The 14,763-nt window shown below is 69.1% G+C and carries 18 protein-coding genes; 7 read left to right on the top strand and 11 right to left on the bottom strand.

What is annotated here, in order from left to right; translation table 11 throughout:
- Nucleotides 1-24: 24 nt before the first annotated feature.
- Entirely contained in the window at nucleotides 25-1,755 is a 1,731-nt protein-coding gene (locus tag OG623_RS26080; protein ID WP_406149708.1) for a carbohydrate-binding module family 20 domain-containing protein, read from the bottom strand.
- Nucleotides 1,756-2,295: 540 nt separating this feature from the next.
- Entirely contained in the window at nucleotides 2,296-3,075 is a 780-nt protein-coding gene (locus OG623_RS26075) for a helix-turn-helix domain-containing protein (RefSeq protein WP_406149706.1), read from the bottom strand.
- Between the two features lie 123 nt (nucleotides 3,076-3,198).
- Here OG623_RS26075 and OG623_RS26070 point away from each other — a divergent pair, with 123 nt between their 5' ends.
- Together OG623_RS26070 and OG623_RS26065 are read left to right on the top strand one after the other, a co-directional pair.
- The gene (locus OG623_RS26070) at nucleotides 3,199-3,549 is read left to right on the top strand and encodes a nuclear transport factor 2 family protein (RefSeq protein WP_406149705.1); all 351 of its coding nucleotides are present in this window, start codon (nucleotides 3,199-3,201) and stop codon (nucleotides 3,547-3,549) included.
- Nucleotides 3,546-3,908 carry a DUF1330 domain-containing protein gene (locus OG623_RS26065; protein WP_406149703.1) on the top strand — a complete coding sequence of 121 codons (363 nt, stop codon included), beginning with the start codon at nucleotides 3,546-3,548 and terminating at the stop codon, nucleotides 3,906-3,908. The genes OG623_RS26070 and OG623_RS26065 overlap by 4 nt, the downstream gene beginning before the upstream one ends.
- Nucleotides 3,909-4,005: 97 nt before the next feature.
- Here the strand turns inward: OG623_RS26065 and OG623_RS26060 are convergent, their stop codons facing one another.
- The 3 genes from OG623_RS26060 to OG623_RS26050 all read right to left on the bottom strand — a co-directional run bounded on the left by OG623_RS26060 (nucleotide 4,006) and on the right by OG623_RS26050 (nucleotide 5,821).
- Nucleotides 4,006-4,272 carry a hypothetical protein gene (locus OG623_RS26060; protein ID WP_406149702.1) on the bottom strand — a complete coding sequence of 89 codons (267 nt, stop codon included), beginning with the start codon at nucleotides 4,270-4,272 and terminating at the stop codon, nucleotides 4,006-4,008.
- A gap of 75 nt (nucleotides 4,273-4,347) precedes the next feature.
- Nucleotides 4,348-5,235, bottom strand: a complete 888-nt coding sequence (locus OG623_RS26055) for a hypothetical protein (protein WP_406149700.1) — start codon at nucleotides 5,233-5,235, stop codon at nucleotides 4,348-4,350.
- 148 nt (nucleotides 5,236-5,383) lie between these two features.
- Nucleotides 5,384-5,821, bottom strand: coding sequence for an ATP-binding protein (locus OG623_RS26050; protein ID WP_406149699.1), 438 nt, complete (start codon nucleotides 5,819-5,821; stop codon nucleotides 5,384-5,386).
- 164 nt (nucleotides 5,822-5,985) lie between these two features.
- Here OG623_RS26050 and OG623_RS26045 point away from each other — a divergent pair, with 164 nt between their 5' ends.
- The 3 genes from OG623_RS26045 to OG623_RS26035 all read left to right on the top strand — a co-directional run bounded on the left by OG623_RS26045 (nucleotide 5,986) and on the right by OG623_RS26035 (nucleotide 7,572).
- The gene (locus OG623_RS26045; RefSeq protein WP_406149698.1) at nucleotides 5,986-6,864 is read left to right on the top strand and encodes a helix-turn-helix domain-containing protein; all 879 of its coding nucleotides are present in this window, start codon (nucleotides 5,986-5,988) and stop codon (nucleotides 6,862-6,864) included.
- The gene (locus OG623_RS26040) at nucleotides 6,861-7,070 is read left to right on the top strand and encodes a DUF397 domain-containing protein (RefSeq protein WP_406149697.1); all 210 of its coding nucleotides are present in this window, start codon (nucleotides 6,861-6,863) and stop codon (nucleotides 7,068-7,070) included. Before OG623_RS26045 ends, OG623_RS26040 begins: the two co-directional genes overlap by 4 nt.
- Nucleotides 7,071-7,140: 70 nt before the next feature.
- Nucleotides 7,141-7,572, top strand: coding sequence for a hypothetical protein (locus OG623_RS26035; protein WP_406149696.1), 432 nt, complete (start codon nucleotides 7,141-7,143; stop codon nucleotides 7,570-7,572).
- Here the strand turns inward: OG623_RS26035 and OG623_RS26030 are convergent.
- On the bottom strand, nucleotides 7,493-8,041 hold the full coding sequence (locus OG623_RS26030; RefSeq protein WP_406149695.1) for a GNAT family N-acetyltransferase: 549 nt from the start codon (nucleotides 8,039-8,041) through the stop codon (nucleotides 7,493-7,495). The genes OG623_RS26035 and OG623_RS26030 overlap by 80 nt on opposite strands.
- On the opposite strand from OG623_RS26030, the gene OG623_RS26025 reads away from it, so the two are divergent.
- Complete coding sequence (locus OG623_RS26025; protein ID WP_406149693.1) at nucleotides 8,040-8,171, top strand: hypothetical protein; 132 nt, start codon at nucleotides 8,040-8,042, stop codon at nucleotides 8,169-8,171. The two genes, OG623_RS26030 and OG623_RS26025, sit on opposite strands and share 2 nt — an antisense overlap.
- Nucleotides 8,172-8,207: 36 nt before the next feature.
- Here the strand turns inward: OG623_RS26025 and OG623_RS26020 are convergent, their stop codons facing one another.
- Nucleotides 8,208-8,969, bottom strand: a complete 762-nt coding sequence (locus OG623_RS26020; RefSeq protein ID WP_406149692.1) for an SDR family oxidoreductase — start codon at nucleotides 8,967-8,969, stop codon at nucleotides 8,208-8,210.
- 81 nt (nucleotides 8,970-9,050) lie between these two features.
- Between OG623_RS26020 and OG623_RS26015 the strand changes: the two genes are divergently transcribed.
- Nucleotides 9,051-9,929, top strand: a complete 879-nt coding sequence (locus OG623_RS26015) for a LysR family transcriptional regulator (protein WP_406149691.1) — start codon at nucleotides 9,051-9,053, stop codon at nucleotides 9,927-9,929.
- Between the two features lie 86 nt (nucleotides 9,930-10,015).
- Here OG623_RS26015 and OG623_RS26010 read toward each other — a convergent pair whose 3' ends face one another.
- The 4 genes from OG623_RS26010 to OG623_RS25995 all read right to left on the bottom strand — a co-directional run bounded on the left by OG623_RS26010 (nucleotide 10,016) and on the right by OG623_RS25995 (nucleotide 14,762).
- On the bottom strand, nucleotides 10,016-11,074 hold the full coding sequence (locus OG623_RS26010; RefSeq protein WP_406149690.1) for a LacI family DNA-binding transcriptional regulator: 1,059 nt from the start codon (nucleotides 11,072-11,074) through the stop codon (nucleotides 10,016-10,018).
- Nucleotides 11,059-12,735 carry a glycoside hydrolase family 13 protein gene (locus OG623_RS26005; RefSeq protein ID WP_406149689.1) on the bottom strand — a complete coding sequence of 559 codons (1,677 nt, stop codon included), beginning with the start codon at nucleotides 12,733-12,735 and terminating at the stop codon, nucleotides 11,059-11,061. The genes OG623_RS26010 and OG623_RS26005 overlap by 16 nt, the downstream gene beginning before the upstream one ends.
- A gap of 120 nt (nucleotides 12,736-12,855) precedes the next feature.
- Nucleotides 12,856-13,749, bottom strand: coding sequence for a sugar ABC transporter permease (locus OG623_RS26000; RefSeq protein ID WP_406149688.1), 894 nt, complete (start codon nucleotides 13,747-13,749; stop codon nucleotides 12,856-12,858).
- A complete protein-coding gene (locus tag OG623_RS25995; protein WP_406149687.1) occupies nucleotides 13,746-14,762 on the bottom strand; it encodes a carbohydrate ABC transporter permease in 1,017 nt (338 codons plus the stop codon). The genes OG623_RS26000 and OG623_RS25995 overlap by 4 nt, the downstream gene beginning before the upstream one ends.
- Nucleotide 14,763 lies beyond the last annotated feature (1 nt).

The raw sequence follows: 14,763 nt of genomic DNA, 5'->3' as shown, positions 1-14,763 counted from the left end.
CGTCCCCGGCCCGCCGGGGGTGGATCAGCCGCGCCAGACGTCGGCGGTCAGGGAGACCTTGCCGGAGGACGGCACGGTGGCGGTGCGGTTGTCGCCGCTCTCCCAGGTGACGTTGCCGCCTGCGTCCTTGCGGAGGTACTTGTAGGCGAACGTGGTCCCGGCGGGCAGGGCGACGTCGAGCTTCCAGACCGGGTACGCCGCCGGGTCGAGCTTCAGCGCGCTGCCGGGTGCCCAGGAGCCGAGTGCTGCCTGGTCGCCGGTCACGTAGATGTTCTGGCCCGGCTGGGTGGTGGCGTTGACGCCGAAGGAGGCCCCGGAGTCACCGTTGCCGGGGTCCGGGTCCGTGCCTCCCCCGCCGCCGGTGCAGGTGCGCGCGCCGGTGTGCAGGGCGAGCGCGGTGTTCGCGCCGAGGGTCGCGGTGAACTGCCCCGAGCCGTCGACCGTGACGCCGTTGCCGGACTGTACGTCGCAGTAGTCGCCGGCGGGCAGGGACGTCTGGAACGTACGGCTGAGCGAGGAGCCCTCGTGGTTGATGGCGACGTAGGCGTGGGAACCACGGCCGAAGGCGATCTGGTCGCCGCCGTTGTCCCACCAGTCCGAGACTCCCTCGCCGGCTGCGGCGTTGCGGAAGCCGACCATGGAGGAGATCTCGGGCCAGGCGTGCTGGCACTTCCAGCCGTCGCTGTAGCAGGCGTTCACCTGGCCGCCGTTGGGCGGGCCCGCGTCCTTGTCCGACCACTCGTAGCCGGAGTGGACGTCCGGAGAGCCGTAGGGGTAGGCCAGCATGAAGACGCTCGCCAGGGTGTAGTCGGCGCCGTCCTTGTAGTTCAGGGTGTCACCGCCGCGCTCGGTGTCGTGGTTGTCGACGAAGACGGCGGACCTGCCCGACTCCATGAAGCCCCAGCCCTCGCCGAAGTTCTTCAGCTCGGCGAGGTTCTCGTTCTTGAACACCTGCTTGAGGCTGCGGCCGTAGCGGAACTCCTGGACGTCACCCGTGCCCAGGTACTCGGAGGGCGAGACCGCCTCGCCGTCCCCGTATATCGCCTCCTGCTTCCAGTACACACCGGGGTCGCTGAGCCGGGACTTGATGTTCGCGAGGTCATCGGCCGGCATGTGCTTGGCGGCGTCGATCCGGAAGCCGTCGACGCCGAGCGAGAGCAGGTCGTTCAGATAGCCGGCGATCCTGCCGCGTACGTAGTCCTCGCCGGTGTCCAGGTCGGCGAGCCCCACCAGTTCGCAGTTCTGGACGTTGGCCCGGTCGCCGTAGTTGTTGATCTCCGACTGGCAGTCGTCCATGTCGCTGACCGAGTAGGTGCCCGGGTAGTCGTACTTGGAGTACGAGGAACCGCCTGTCCCTGTCCCGGAACCGGACGACATGTGGTTGATGACCGAGTCCGCGACGACCTTGACCCCGGCTCCGTGGCAGGTGCTGACCATGTTCGCGAAGGCCGTACGGTCCCCGAGGCGGCCGGCGATCTTGTAGCTGACGGGCTGGTACGAGGTCCACCACTGCCCGCCCTGGATGTGCTCCTGGGGCGGCGAGACCTGGACGTAGCCGTAACCTGCGGGGCCGAGACTGTCGGTGCAGGCCGCGGCCACCGAGTCGAAGCTCCACTCGAACATCACCGCGGTGACGTCCTTCTCACCCGGCGGCGCGGCCTGGGCCGTACCGGCGGCGCCGAGCCCGGTGGGGACGGCGAGTACCGCGGCGCCCAGGACGAGGGCCAGCGCGCCGGGCAAGGGTCTGTGTGCCATGAGGTTCCTCCTGCGGCGGGGGGGGGAAGAGCGGGGATGGCGGTGCGGGAGCCTCACATGGCAACGCGCCGTGCCCTCAAGGCTCATGAAGCTTCTTGCAGCAAGTCTGCAAAACTTCGTGTGCGCAGACCGTACGAGCCGGACCTCCCCTGGTCAACCCTCTGGACACGACGCGATTACATCCCACTCACATCCACGAAACCGTGGAGATTTCTTACTGCAAGGACTTACGCAAGATATTGCGAGCCTGTTAAGTTCATCCCGACTCCGGCCCGGTCGGCCGGGGGGCCGGAAACCCGGACCCCACGCGCCCGGCCGACCGGACCGGTCACCGCGTGGAGAGGTCCGGACGTCACTTCCCCGCCGGCCCGCCCCGGGCCGACGCCCGGACCTCTCCCGGGTCCCGCCGGTCATGCTGCCGGGTTGGACGCCAAAGAATGATCTTGGCCCTCGCTGGGCAGGGTGGCCCGTCTCGTACGACACCGAAGGGGCTGTGCGTCCAGGGGTTGCCGGGGGGTCGAGGTGCGGTCCAGCCCAGGTCTATCGCTGATCGAACCGGCGTCGGGTCTCGTCGTCGGCCGGCAGAAACGTCTCCAGATGCAGCCCTTCCAAGGCCGCATCGGTGGCCGTGCTGAGGGTGGCGGAGGTGCTGAAGAATCGGAGCGCGTTACCGTCGACGTCGATTTCGAGGGTGATCACTGGCCCCGTGAGAGGGCTGGAGGCATCGGGTTCGCCAACGTATCCGGCGATCTCCGCGGCAAGCTCGTGGTGGCGCTGATCATGGGTGCGCTCGGCACGGTGACTCACCTGTTGCAGCAGGTGGCTGCCCCACTCCGCGAGATTGCCGACCCGGCGGGCCAGCCCGTCCGGATGGAGGCAGACCCGGGCCACATTGATCGGCGGCTCCAGCAACTCCGGCGCGCAACCGGTCAGCAGCTGATCAACGGCAGCGTTGGCGTCGATGATGTCCCAGTGATCGTCCAACAGCAGCGCGGGGTACGGCAGGTGGGCGTCGAGGAGCCGGCGCAGACCATCCATCACCACCTCGATCGATGCGTCGTCCCATCGGGGATCCTGATAACGCGGTGCATAGCCGGCGGCCAGCAGGAGCCGGTTGCGTTCCCGTAGCGGCACGTCGAGGTCGTCGGAGAGATGCATGAGCATCTCAGGCGTCGGGTGCGCCTTGCCGGTCTCCACACGACTGAGGTGCCGCGTGGATACCTGCGATCGGTTGGACAGCTCCTGCTGGCTGAAGCGGCGTCGTTCACGCCAGGTCCGCAACAACGCACCGACCGGCGGGGCTTCGGCTGCAACGCTCATGCCTTTGAGTCTATGGGGCCATGTCCGGGTGGCCATGACCTCTGAGGTCATGGCTCTGCCGAGCGGGACCGGGCCAGGATGTGGGACATCAGCCGACCGGAAATGAACGGAAGAAGATTGATCATGAAGGATGTCGTTCAGCAGTACTTGGCCACCTGGAACGCGACCGGCGACGAGCGTGCGGCCCTGCTCTCCAAGCATTGGTCGCCCGCGGCGACCTACACCGATCCGATGGCAGAGGTCTCTGGCCACGCCGGGATCACGGCGGTCATCGATGCCGTCCGGGCTCAGTTCCCCGGGTTCGTGTTCAATCCGGTCGGCGAGACCGACGCCCACCATCGCCAGGTGCGTTTCCGCTGGGGTCTGGGCCCGGAGGGAGCCGAGCCGCTGGTGATCGGATTCGACGTCCTGGTGCTGGACGAGTCGGGCCGGATCCAGGACGTACACGGTTTTCTGGACAAGGTGCCGGCATGAAGGCGCCGCGCGCGTACGCCATCGGTTACCTGAAGGATGTCGAGGTCGGCCCGGAGATCGCGGAATACATCAAGCGGGTCGAGGCGACGATGGCACCGCACGGCGGCCGCTTTCTCGTGCACGGCGGGCAGCTCGTCGAGCATGAGGGAACCTGGGGCGGCGACATCGTGATCCTGGAATTCCCCGATCTGACCAGTGCTCAGGAGTGGTACGCGTCGGCGGAGTACCAGGCGATTCTGCCGCTCCGCACCGAGCATTCGACCTCGATGGTCGCGCTGGTCGAGGGGGTACCCGACGGGTATCGAGCCAGCGCCAAGATCCCGCCGCCGTTCCCGAATCAGGACGCCGCGGCAAGGTAGCGGGGCCGGTACTGGTTCGAGTCTGTGATCGGGTGGTCCGTCCTGGACGCCGTCAGGGCGTCCGAGCTCGGCCCCGGCACCGCCCTGGCCGTGGGCCCTATTCGGCGGAGGGTTCCTCGACGAAGATCTCTTCGGCGGTGGCGACGAGGACGGAACGGAGCAGCCACCGGCGCAGGAGCTCCGGCTCCCGGCAGGCAGCGATCTTCTCTCGGGCGGCGCGGTCGACGTCGATACCGCGCGCATCCAGAACGATCAGGACGGTCTCGGCTCGGCCCTGGGCACGGCCCTCGGCTCGGCCCTGGGCACGGCCCTCTTCCCTGATCTCTTCGGAGAGGGGCGAGATGTAGAAGGAGAGATCGGCCACGAGGTTCCTCCATGTGATGCCGACGGGCCGGTGCCGGTGCATCCCGAAGGGCAACCGGCACCGGAGGACGCGACGCTACCGACCGTCGGAGGCTTCATCCTTGAAGATCTCGTCGGAGGCGGCGACGGATGCCGCGCGAACCAACCACCGGCCGAGCGCTTCCGGGTCACTACAGTCGGTGACCTTCTCACGGGTGGCATCCGTGACGTCGATACCACGCGCACTGAGGAGCAGCAGCACAGAAGCGGCGCGGCCTTCGACACGGCCTTCGTCACGGATTTCTTCGGAGAGCGGCGAGGTGTAGAAGGAGAGATCCACGGCCACCAGGTTCCTCCACTGTTGCGCGGCCGGGCGGTTACCCAGGCCTTGTGCGATGAATTCGACGACGGGTCCAGCAATCGCTTCCGGCGTGTCGCGCAGGGCGACCGACATCGTCTTCAGTATCGCATCGACGTCCGGATTGTCAGCGTGTGTGATGGCGGCGAGTGTGGCGAGCGGCAGGTCCTTCCGGGCTTCGGCCACGTTCGTGATGACGGGCATGTTGTGCGGCCCCGCCACGAGGGGGCGGGTGGTCACGGTCGGCCACTGGGGGAGGCCGATGGTGAGAGGACGGGCCGCCCATGCGGCGGTCGAGTGGTCCTGACAGACGACGAGGAGCAGGACCGGCAGCCGGTATTTGTTGTGCAGGTACGTGCAGTAATAGGGCCAGCTGGCTGTTTTGCCAGGGTCCTTCTTGCCCTGGGCCTCGACCACGAGAAGGAACGGGCCGTCGCCCTCCGTCCCGATCCGCAGGAGGGTGTCCACGCGCCGTTCGAGCGGCTCGGTTTCGGTGAGGTCGACGGTCACCGGCTCCACCGACACGACGGGCGGCAGTTCGAGCCCGAGGACGCCGGACAGGTGTCCGACGAGCTCCGGGTATTCCTGGAAGATGCGGTGCATCGCTTCGTGCGGTGCGCTGACCATGGAGCTCCGTTCGGAGAGCTGGATGGGATTGCCGTGAGCATATGACTGACAACCTGCACCAAATCCAGCCCAGTTGGCTGATGTCACCCGAGTGAGTGACAAGGCATGAAGTAGGGCGGCTTGGCATCGACTGCCGGGGTAACGGCGGTCACCGCCCGAGGTCCAGTTCCGCCCAGACCGTCTTGCGCGGGACGGGCCCCACCTCCACCCCCCAGCGGTCCGCGAGCGCCTCGACGATCAGCAGACCGCGCCCCGACTCCGCGTCACCGGAGGCCTCGTCGACGGAGCCGGGCTCCGGAGGAAGCCGGTCACCCCGGGTGTCGGTCACCTCGATACGGAGGAGTGCGCGGTGGTGGACCGCGAGGCCCAGCCTGAAGTCCCGCCCCGGGACGCGGCCGTGCGCGACGGCGTTCGCCGCCAGCTCGGCCACGATGTTCGCCGCCGGCTCCATGGGCAGCCCCCATGCACCCAGATGCGCCGTGGCCAGCAGACGGGCCAGCCTGACCCCTCGGCGGGTGGGAGAGAGCAGCACGGTGAACTGCCGCGTGAGAGCGGAATGTTCGGTTCGAGTGATTTCTTCGGTCACATCACTCAGCGTGGCAATAATTGCTTACCGTGAGGAGGGACAGGGCCGCTACGTACGGTGATTGTCCCGTCCTTGTCCAGCGCTGTCCCGACTGTCCGGGGTGACGTGCCGGGGACGACAGAGGTTGGTGCAAGAACGGCAAGCGCGTCGGAAGTGGGGCACGGATGAGCGTGGACGAGGCAGACACGGCACGGGGTAACGACGGTGCTGACGAGCCCGGTTGGGACGTCGATCCCGATGACGAGTCGGGGGCGGCGGTGGTCGCGTCGGTCGGCCGCCAGATCAAGGCCTGGCGGGAGGCGTCGGGCATGCGGGCCGGAGAGTTCGGCGCCGCGATCGGGTACGGGGAGGACCTGGTCTACAAGGTGGAGGGCGGAAGGCGGATCCCTCGGCCCGAGTTCCTGGACAGGGCGGACGAGGTGCTGGGGGCCGAGGGGAAACTGGCGCTGATGAAGCGGGACTTGGCGGAGGTCAGGTACCCGAAGAAGGTGCGGGATCTGGCGAGGCTGGAGGCACAGGCGGTCGAGCTCCTGGCGTACGGGGACCACAACCTGCACGGCCTGCTTCAGACCGCCGAGTATGCGCGAGCACTCTTCGAGATGCGGCTGCCCGCGTACGAGCCGGATGCGATCGACCAGGCGGTTGCCGCCCGCATGGCCAGGCAGACGATCTTCGAACGAACTCCAGCTCCTGCACTCAGCTTCGTACAGGAGGAAGCAACACTGAGACGCCCGCTCGGAGGCACAATGGTCCTGCGTCGCCAGCTCGAACACCTGCTGCGCGTGGGCAAGTTGCGGCAGGTCTCCATCCAGGTCATGCCGATCGCGCGCGAGGAGCACGCGGGAATGCAAGGAGAGACGCAGGTGCTGAAGTTCAAGGACGGAGCAGCACTGGGACGCTCGGAAGGGGCGTTCAACGGTCGTGCCGTGTCCGACCCGAAGCAGCTTCGAGTGCTTGAGCTGCGGTATGGCATGATCCGGGCCCAGGCTCTCACCCCTCGGGAGTCGCTGGCCTTCATCGAGCAACTTCTGGGAGAAACATGATCAGCAGGCTGCCCGCCGAGGGCATTGGCGAACTGAAGTGGTTCAAGAGCAGCTACAGCAGCAACAGCAGCGAGGCTGACTGCGTGGAGGTGGCGACCACACCCCGCACCGTCCACGTCCGCGACTCCAAGGACCTGCCCGGCCCCCGCCTCGGCTTCACCACCGCCACGTGGGCGGTCTTCCTGACGTACGCCGTCGAGAACTGACGACGGACACGTGTCCGAGCTGCGGGGGCGGTGGGGCAGACAGAGACCCTGGGTGAGATGCGTCCTCGCGGTGTACGCGATCGGATTCCTCGAAGGATTCGGTGCCCACGTTCTGGATCTGGCCCGTGCCGGCATCCATGCCTACGCACCGTTCCACTGGGTGCCCCTGCAAGCGTTCTTCGTCGCCCTGGTGGTTCTCGATCCGCTGGTCGTCGTCCTGGTGGTACTCGTGCGGAGGGCCGGGGTCTGGCTGGCCGGCGCTGTGATGGTGATGGACGTCTGCGCGAACTGGGCGGGCAACTGGCACTGGTTGAAGGGTGATCCGGCGGGGCTGCTGCATCTTGACGGGCTGTTGGTCATCAATCTGTTCGGCTTGTTCGTCATCGCATCCGTGCTTCCGCTGCAACACGCGATGGTGCAGCTCAAGCCGGACTCGCGGCCGGGCGAAGCGCGCCGAACCACTGCTCGGCGCCGTATTCCTCGAACCGCTCCACCTCGGTGAATCCCAGCTTCGCCGCGAGGCGCATCGAGCGAGTGTTGGCGGTCTGGGTGCAGAGCACCACCGGTTCGCCGGGAAGGGTGCCGGCGCACCAGGTGAGTGCCGCTGTGCACGCCTCGGCGGCGTATCCGTGCCCCCATGCCTCCGGCAGCAAGGTGTAGCCCAGCTCGGCCTCCCCGCCGTCCGGGCTGATGTGCCCCGGGCGTTCAGCGCCGCGTCGGTCGAGGGCGACCATGCCGATCATCTCTCCGTCGAGGTCGACCACGAAGAGTCCGGGGCGCCGACCGGGCACCTCGGGCACCTCGCGTTCGAGTTCGGCGCGCGGGCGGGTGCCGCCCAGATACGTACGCACCTCCGGCGAGGCGAAGAGCTCGATGAACGCCGCCCGGTCCCGGGCCTCCGAGGCGCGGAGCAGGAGCCGTTCGGTCCTTATCGGTGCGGGTGGCCAGGTGACGGGTCCGAGTCCGGTCATGGCGGGCAACCTATCGCACGTCCCCGGGCGTTGCCCCCGGCGTTGCCCCGGGCTCGGTCGACGGGCCGAGCGGGCCGAACGGGCCGAGCGCCTGCTCGACATCCTGCTGGCGGGGCTGCGCACCACCTGACCCGCGCCTGACCGCCACAGCCACCCGTACGCGAGGTCACCAGGGGACGACACCCTCGTCGTCGAAGAAGCCGCCACGCGGCCCGTCGTCCGGCAGGGTGGCGAGCCGGATCGCGATCGCGGCGCCCTGCTCGGGTGTCCGTGGTGCGTTGAAGCCGGTGAAATCGGTCGCGACATAGCCGGGGCAGCCGGCGTTCACGATGATGTCCGTGTCGGCGAGCCGGCGGGCGTACTGGGCCGTGATGCTGTTGAGCATCGTCTTCGACGGTGCGTACGCGGCCATCACCGGGCCCGTCTGCAGCGTCAACGAGCCCATGTTGCTCGACATGTTGACGATGCGCGGCGAGTTCGCCCGGCCGAGCAGCGGGAGCATCGCGTTCGTCACCCGTACGACCCCGAGTACGTTCGTTTCGATGACGGTGCGGACGACGTCGAGGTCGAGCGTCACCGGGTCCTGCGCGCCGTCGTCGGTCCGGCCGGAGATGCCCGCGTTGTTGACGAGGACGTCGAGTCGTCCTGCCGTCCGTTCGATGGTCTTCGCGGCAGCGGCGACGCTGTCGTCGGAGGTGACGTCGAGGGCCACCCCGAACGCGTCGACGCCTGCGGCACGCAGCCGCCCGACGGCCTCCTCGCGCCTGGCCTCGTCGCGCGCTCCCACCGCGACCGTGAAGCCGATCGCCCCGAGCCCCTGGGCGATGGCGAGACCGATCCCCTTGTTCGCGCCGGTGACCAGTGCGGTCCTGGTACCGGCGATATCCCTGCTGTCACTGATGCCCTTGGTGTCGTTCACCCGGTCCATGCTGGGCGCCCGTGTGATCGTTGTCCAAGACCGGTTCGATACGTCGTGATACCCGCCGGGTATCAGACGTAGGCTCCCTTCATGGACGATCTGGAGACCCGTGAGCTGCGGTATTTCATCGCCGTGGCCGAGGAACTGCACTTCGGGCGTGCCGCCGATCGGCTCGGGATCGCGCAGCCACCGCTCTCCCGCGCGATCCGTCTGCTGGAGCACCGGCTCGGCGTGCGGCTCCTGGACCGGGACCGTCGCGGGGCGGCGCTCACGGAAGCGGGCAGGGTGCTGCTCCGCGAGGCCCGGGTCGCCCTTGACGCGGTGGAGGCGGCCGCGCGTCGGACGCGGCGCGCCGGAGATCCGGGGCGGCCGCTCGTACTCGTGACGAAGGCCGGGGCGTCCCACGCGCTGCTGCGGCAGCTCCTCGACGCGTCGGCGGGCGAACCCGGTGCACCGCCGGTCGAGGTCCTGCTCTGCGAGGTCGGCAAGCAGGCCCGGCGCCTGCGCGACGGGCAGGCGGACGTGGCGCTGATGCACCGGCCGTTCGACGATCTCGCCGGCTTCGACACCGAGGATCTCCTCGTCGAGGGCCAGATCGCGCTGCTTCCCGCCGGGCATCCTCTCGCGTCGCGCGACCAGCTCACATCGGCGGACGTACGCGATGTGCCTGGCCTGCCCATCGCCCGGTGGCCCCGACTCGACGGGTCCTACCCCGACGGTCCGGGACCCGAGGTGCACACCCAGGCGCAGCTTGCCCAACTCGTCGCGCTCGGACGGACGTTGCTCGTCATCCCGGCATCAAGCCGGGCATGGCAGTGGCCCGATCACGTCGCGGTTCCCGTCACCGACGCCCCGGACGTCACCACGGTGCTGGCATGGCCGCACGGCAGCCGCTCACCGGCCGTAGCCGCACTCGTCCGAGCGGCGGCGGCGCTCCGTGACGCCGCGCCCTCCGGGCCCGGACGCTGAAGTCCGCCTCCGGGCCCGGCCCCTGACGCCGACGGGGCCGGGGCCGGGACCCCCCTCCGGACCCGGCCCCGCCCTACGCCGCGACCTCAGGCGCCCCGCACCGCCGCCGTCGAGCCCCGTACGACCAGCTCCGGCTGGAACACGTACTCCGTACGCTGCACGGGGCTTCCCGCGACCTCCTCCAGCAGTGCTCCCACGGCCGCCGCCGCCATCGCCTGCACCGGCTGGCGCACCGTGGTCAGGGGCGGGTCGGTGAAGGCGATGAGCTGGGAGTCGTCGAAGCCGACGACGGAGACGTCACGCGGGACGTCGTAGCCCCTCCCCCTGGCCGTGCGCACCACGCCCAACGCCATCAGGTCGCTGCCGCAGACGATGCCGGTGCAGCCCGCGTCGAGCAGCGCGCCGGCCGCGACCTGGCCGCCCTCGACGCTGAACAGGGTCGAGCAGACGAGGAGTTCGGCCTCCTCGCGGTCCATGCCCAGCAGTGAGACGGCCGCGTCGACGAAGCCGTCGCGCTTGCGCCGGGAGGGCACATAGCGCTGCGGTCCGATCGCCAGGCCGATCCGCCGGTGTCCGAGCGCGGCGAGATGGCTGACGGCCATGCGCACGGCGGCCTGGTCGTCGGGCGAGACGAACGGGGCGCTGATGCGCTCGTTGTAGCCGTTGATCAGGACGAACGGCACGCCGCGTTCGGTGAGCGCGGCGTACCTCGACGGGTCTGCCGAGGTGTCGGCGTGCAGCCCGGACAGGAACACGATGCCGCCCACGCCACGCTCGACGAGCTGTTCGACGAGCTCGTCCTCCGTCGCGCCGCCGGGCAGCTGGGTGCAGAGCACGGGTGTGTAGCCGTGCCCGGCGAGCACCTGCTCCACGGACTGGGCGAACGCCGGGAAGATCGGGTTGGTGAGTTCGGGTGTCACCAGACCGATCAGCCCGGCGCTGCGCTGCCGCAGCCGTACGGGCCGTTCGTAGCCGAGGATGTCGAGCGCGGCGAGCACCCGCTGACGCGTGGTGTCCGCGACGCCCGGCTTGCCGTTCAGCACCCGGCTGACGGTGGCCTCGCTGACGGTGGCCTGTCCGGCGATGTCGGAGAGCCGCAGCGCCGGTCCCGTCCTGGGTGCGGGGACGGTCACACCGTCCACCACACCGTGGTGTCCGCGGGCAGCTCGAACGTCGCACCGTCCTCGGTGACCGGGCCGCTGGCGAGCAGCAGGGTGCCGGGGGCGGGGATCCGCACCGGCGTGCCCGTCGTGTTGACGGTGCAGACGAAGCCGGGGCGACCGAGGGCGAGGACGCCCTCGGGTGCGTCCAGCCACTCCACGTCCCGGCCGGCGCCGAGACCGGGGTGCTCGCGGCGGGCTGCGATGGCGGCGCGGTACAGCTCCAGCGTGGAGCCCTCCGTGCCGGTCTGCGCCTCGACGGAGTACGCGCCCCAGCTGTCGGGCTGCGGCAGCCAGCTGCCTCCGCCGCCGAAGCCGTACGAGCTGCCCTCGCGGGTCCACGGGATCGGCACCCGGCAACCGTCGCGGAAGCCGTCCTGGCCCTCGGCGCGGAAGAACGACGGGTCCTGGCGTACCTCGTCGCTGAGATCGGTGACATCGGGCAGGCCGAGCTCCTCGCCCTGGTAGACGTAGGCGGAGCCGGGCAGTGCCAGCATCAGCAGGGTCGCCGCGCGCGCCCTGCGCAGACCGAGCTCACCGTCGCCGGGGGTACGGATCTGGGTGCCGAGGCCCGGCGGGTTGGCGAAGCGGGTGGTGTGGCGGGTGACGTCGTGGTTGGAGAGCACCCAGGTGGCGGGCGCCCCGACGGGGCGCATCGCATCGAGCGAGGAGTCGATGACGGCGCGCAGCTCTGCGGCGTCCCAGGCGGTCGAGAGGTACTGGAAGTTGAAGGCCTGGTGCATCTCGTCGGGGCGCACGTAGTTGGCGGTGCGCTCGACGGTGGGGGTCCACGCCTCCGCGACCGCAACGCGGTCACCTGGGTACTCGTCGAGGATGGTGCGCCAGCTGCGGTAGATCGCGTGCACGCCGTCCTGGTCGAAGAACGGCATGACGTCATTGCCCAGCAGCTTCACCTGGTCGTGCGTTCCGAGGTCCGGCAGGCCCTCCGCCTTGACGAGGCCGTGGGCGACGTCGACACGGAAGCCGTCGACACCCATGTCGAGCCAGAAGCGCAGGATGGAGCGGAACTCGTCGGCGACGGCCGGGTGTTCCCAGTTGAAGTCGGGCTGCTCGGGCGCGAAGAGGTGCAGATACCAGTCGCCCGGGGTGCCGTCCGGGTCGGTGGTCCGGGTCCACGCGGGGCCGCCGAAGACGGACTCCCAGTCGTTGGGCGGGAGTTCACCGTCGGCGCCCTTGCCAGGACGGAAGTGGTAGCGGTCGCGCAGGGCGGATCCGGGGCCTTCGGCGAGGGCCCGCTTGAACCATTCGTGCTGGTCGGACGAGTGGTTGGGCACCAGGTCGACGATGATGCGCAGGCCCAGGTCGTGGGCCTCGCGGATCAGGGCGTCGGCGTCGAGGAGCGTGCCGAACATCGGGTCGATCGCCCGGTAGTCGGCGACGTCGTAGCCCGCGTCGGCCTGCGGAGAGGCGTAGAAGGGGCTGAGCCAGACGGCGTCCACACCGAGGTCCCTGAGGTACGGGAGCCGCGCGGTGACTCCCGCGAGGTCCCCCATGCCGTCGCCGTTGCCGTCGGCGAAGCTCCGTGGGTACACCTGGTAGATCACCGCGTCCTGCCACCAGCCGGTGGGGTGGCCCGGGGCGTCGTCGGACGTGCCGGTGGAGGGGGCAGCAAGGTGCTGGGTCATGTCGTCCCTGGGGTGTCTGGGTGGGGAGCGGCGCCGGGACCGGGTCGGGGATCCGGCGCCGCCCTGACGGGTGCGGTCGTACGGTCGTGCGGGAGGGCGTCGGACGCCGTCGGTGGCCTCTCAGCCCTTGACGGCTCCGGCGGACATCCCGGTCACCAGGTGCTTCTGCGCGAAGAGGAAGACCAGCGCGGCCGGGATCGCGATGAGCACGGACGCCGCGGTCATCGGGCCCCACTGGGCGCCGTACTGGTTGACGAACTTCTGCAGTCCGCCGGCGAGCGTGAGGTTCTCGTCGCCGACCATGAAGGCGGAGGCGTAGGCCACTTCGCCCCAGGCGGTGATGAAGGAGTAGAAGGCGGTGACGGCGAGTCCGGGCTTGGCGAGCGGCAGGATGAGCCGCCAGAACGTGCCGAACGGGGTGAGTCCGTCGACCTGGCCCGACTCGTCGATCTCGCGCGGAATCGTGTCGAAGAAGCCCTTCATCATCCAGGCGCAGAAGGGCACCGAGATGGTGAGGTAGGTGATCACGAGTCCGGCCGGCTGGTTGAGCAGGCCCAGCGTCGACATGATGTTGTAGATCGGCACGATGAGGACGGCGACCGGGAACATCTGGGTGACGAGCAGGGTCCACATCAGGCCGCGCTTGCCGGGGAAGCGGAAGCGGCTGACGGCGTAGCCGGTGGTGGCGGAGACGAACACACCGATGACGGTGGAGAGTCCCGCGACGATCACGGAGTTGCCGAACCAGGCCAGGAACTCGGTGTCCTTGATCAGGTTCGTGTAGTTCTCGATCGTCGTCTCTTTGAAGAAACTCGTGGTCGAGGCGTACTTCGCGGGCTTCAGCGAGGTCAGCAGGACCCACAGCACCGGGAAGACCGCGATCACCGAGGTGATGATCAGGGTGAGGTGCAGGGCCAGGGAGGCGGCCGGCGAGCGTTCGCCGCGCCGACGGGGCTTGCGGGTGCTGGGCCGGGCGGGGGTCGCCTGAGCGGGGGTTGCCGTAGCGGTGGTCACCAGTTGTCTCCCTGCGTGCGGAGCACTCGCCGGTACACCATGGCGAAGAGCATCAGGAGTATGAGGATCAGCACGCCCCAGGTGGAGGACTGCGCGAAGTCGCGCGGGCTGATCTCGAAGGAGAATTTGTAGGCCTGGGTCACCAGGATCTGGGTGGCCTCGCCCGGTCCGCCGCGGGTCAGCAGGAAGATCACCGGGAACATGTTGAAGGTCCAGATGGTGGAGAGCAGAACCACCGTGGTGGACACCGGACGCAGCCCGGGGAGCGTGACGTGGCGGAAGCGCTGCCAGGCGGTGGCACCGTCCATCTCCGCGGCCTCGTACTGCTCCGACGGGATCGACTGGAGTCCGCCGAGGAGGGCGACCATCATGAACGGCACGCCGAGCCAGACGTTGACGGCGATGACGGAGAACTTCGCCCAGGCGGGGTCGTTCAGCCACGGTACGGCGTCGATGCCGGCGCCGCCCAGGATCTTGTTGAGCAGGCCGTTGTTCTCGTTGTAGAGGAAGCGCCAGGCGAAGACCGAGACGAAGCCGGGGATCGCCCAGGGCAGGATCAGCGCCATGCGGTAGGCGGAGCGGCCGACGATCCTGCGGTTGAGGATGTTGGCCAGCGCCATGCCCAGGCAGAAGGTGACGGCCACACAGGAGACCGTCCACACCAGTGTCCAGCCCAGCGTGCCGAGGAACTGGTTGCCGCTCAGGGCGTCGGCGTAGTTGTCCAGGCCCACGAACTCGTAGGTGGCGGGCATGTCGTTGACGCCGATCGACCTGGCGACGTTGCGCTCGTTGGCGTTCGTCATCGACAGCCAGATACCGCGGACCAGCGGATAGCCGATGATCACGCCGATCACGATCACGACCGGGGCGACCATGGCCCAGGCGTACCAGTGGACCGAGAGGGCGCGCCGGATCCTGCTCGGCGGCGGGGGGTTGCCAGTGCCGCGGCTCCGGCCGCGGACGACGTCGTCGCCCGCGGCCTTCGCCACCGACTGGCTGGTGTGGACAGCCATC

This window comes from Streptomyces sp. NBC_01012, assembly GCF_045162755.1.
GTDB lineage: Bacteria > Actinomycetota > Actinomycetes > Streptomycetales > Streptomycetaceae > Streptomyces.
This window is presented reverse-complemented; position numbering and strand designations above follow the sequence as displayed.

Bases quoted from the DNA above. Each gene is read 5' to 3' on its own strand.
- OG623_RS26005 (WP_406149689.1), bottom strand. From the start codon at position 12,735: ATGACCCAGCACCTTGCTGCCCCCTCCACCGGCACGTCCGACGACGCC.
- OG623_RS26030 (WP_406149695.1), bottom strand. From the start codon at position 8,041: ATGACCGGACTCGGACCCGTCACCTGGCCACCCGCACCGATAAGGACC.
- OG623_RS26070 (WP_406149705.1), top strand. From the start codon at position 3,199: ATGAAGGATGTCGTTCAGCAGTACTTGGCCACCTGGAACGCGACCGGC.
- OG623_RS26040 (WP_406149697.1), top strand. From the start codon at position 6,861: ATGATCAGCAGGCTGCCCGCCGAGGGCATTGGCGAACTGAAGTGGTTC.
- OG623_RS25995 (WP_406149687.1), bottom strand. From the start codon at position 14,762: ATGGCTGTCCACACCAGCCAGTCGGTGGCGAAGGCCGCGGGCGACGAC.
- OG623_RS26045 (WP_406149698.1), top strand. From the start codon at position 5,986: ATGAGCGTGGACGAGGCAGACACGGCACGGGGTAACGACGGTGCTGAC.
- OG623_RS26025 (WP_406149693.1), top strand. From the start codon at position 8,040: ATGGCGGGCAACCTATCGCACGTCCCCGGGCGTTGCCCCCGGCGTTGC.
- OG623_RS26015 (WP_406149691.1), top strand. From the start codon at position 9,051: ATGGACGATCTGGAGACCCGTGAGCTGCGGTATTTCATCGCCGTGGCC.
- OG623_RS26020 (WP_406149692.1), bottom strand. From the start codon at position 8,969: ATGGACCGGGTGAACGACACCAAGGGCATCAGTGACAGCAGGGATATC.
- OG623_RS26055 (WP_406149700.1), bottom strand. From the start codon at position 5,235: ATGGTCAGCGCACCGCACGAAGCGATGCACCGCATCTTCCAGGAATAC.
- OG623_RS26080 (WP_406149708.1), bottom strand. From the start codon at position 1,755: ATGGCACACAGACCCTTGCCCGGCGCGCTGGCCCTCGTCCTGGGCGCC.
- OG623_RS26065 (WP_406149703.1), top strand. From the start codon at position 3,546: ATGAAGGCGCCGCGCGCGTACGCCATCGGTTACCTGAAGGATGTCGAG.
- OG623_RS26075 (WP_406149706.1), bottom strand. From the start codon at position 3,075: ATGAGCGTTGCAGCCGAAGCCCCGCCGGTCGGTGCGTTGTTGCGGACC.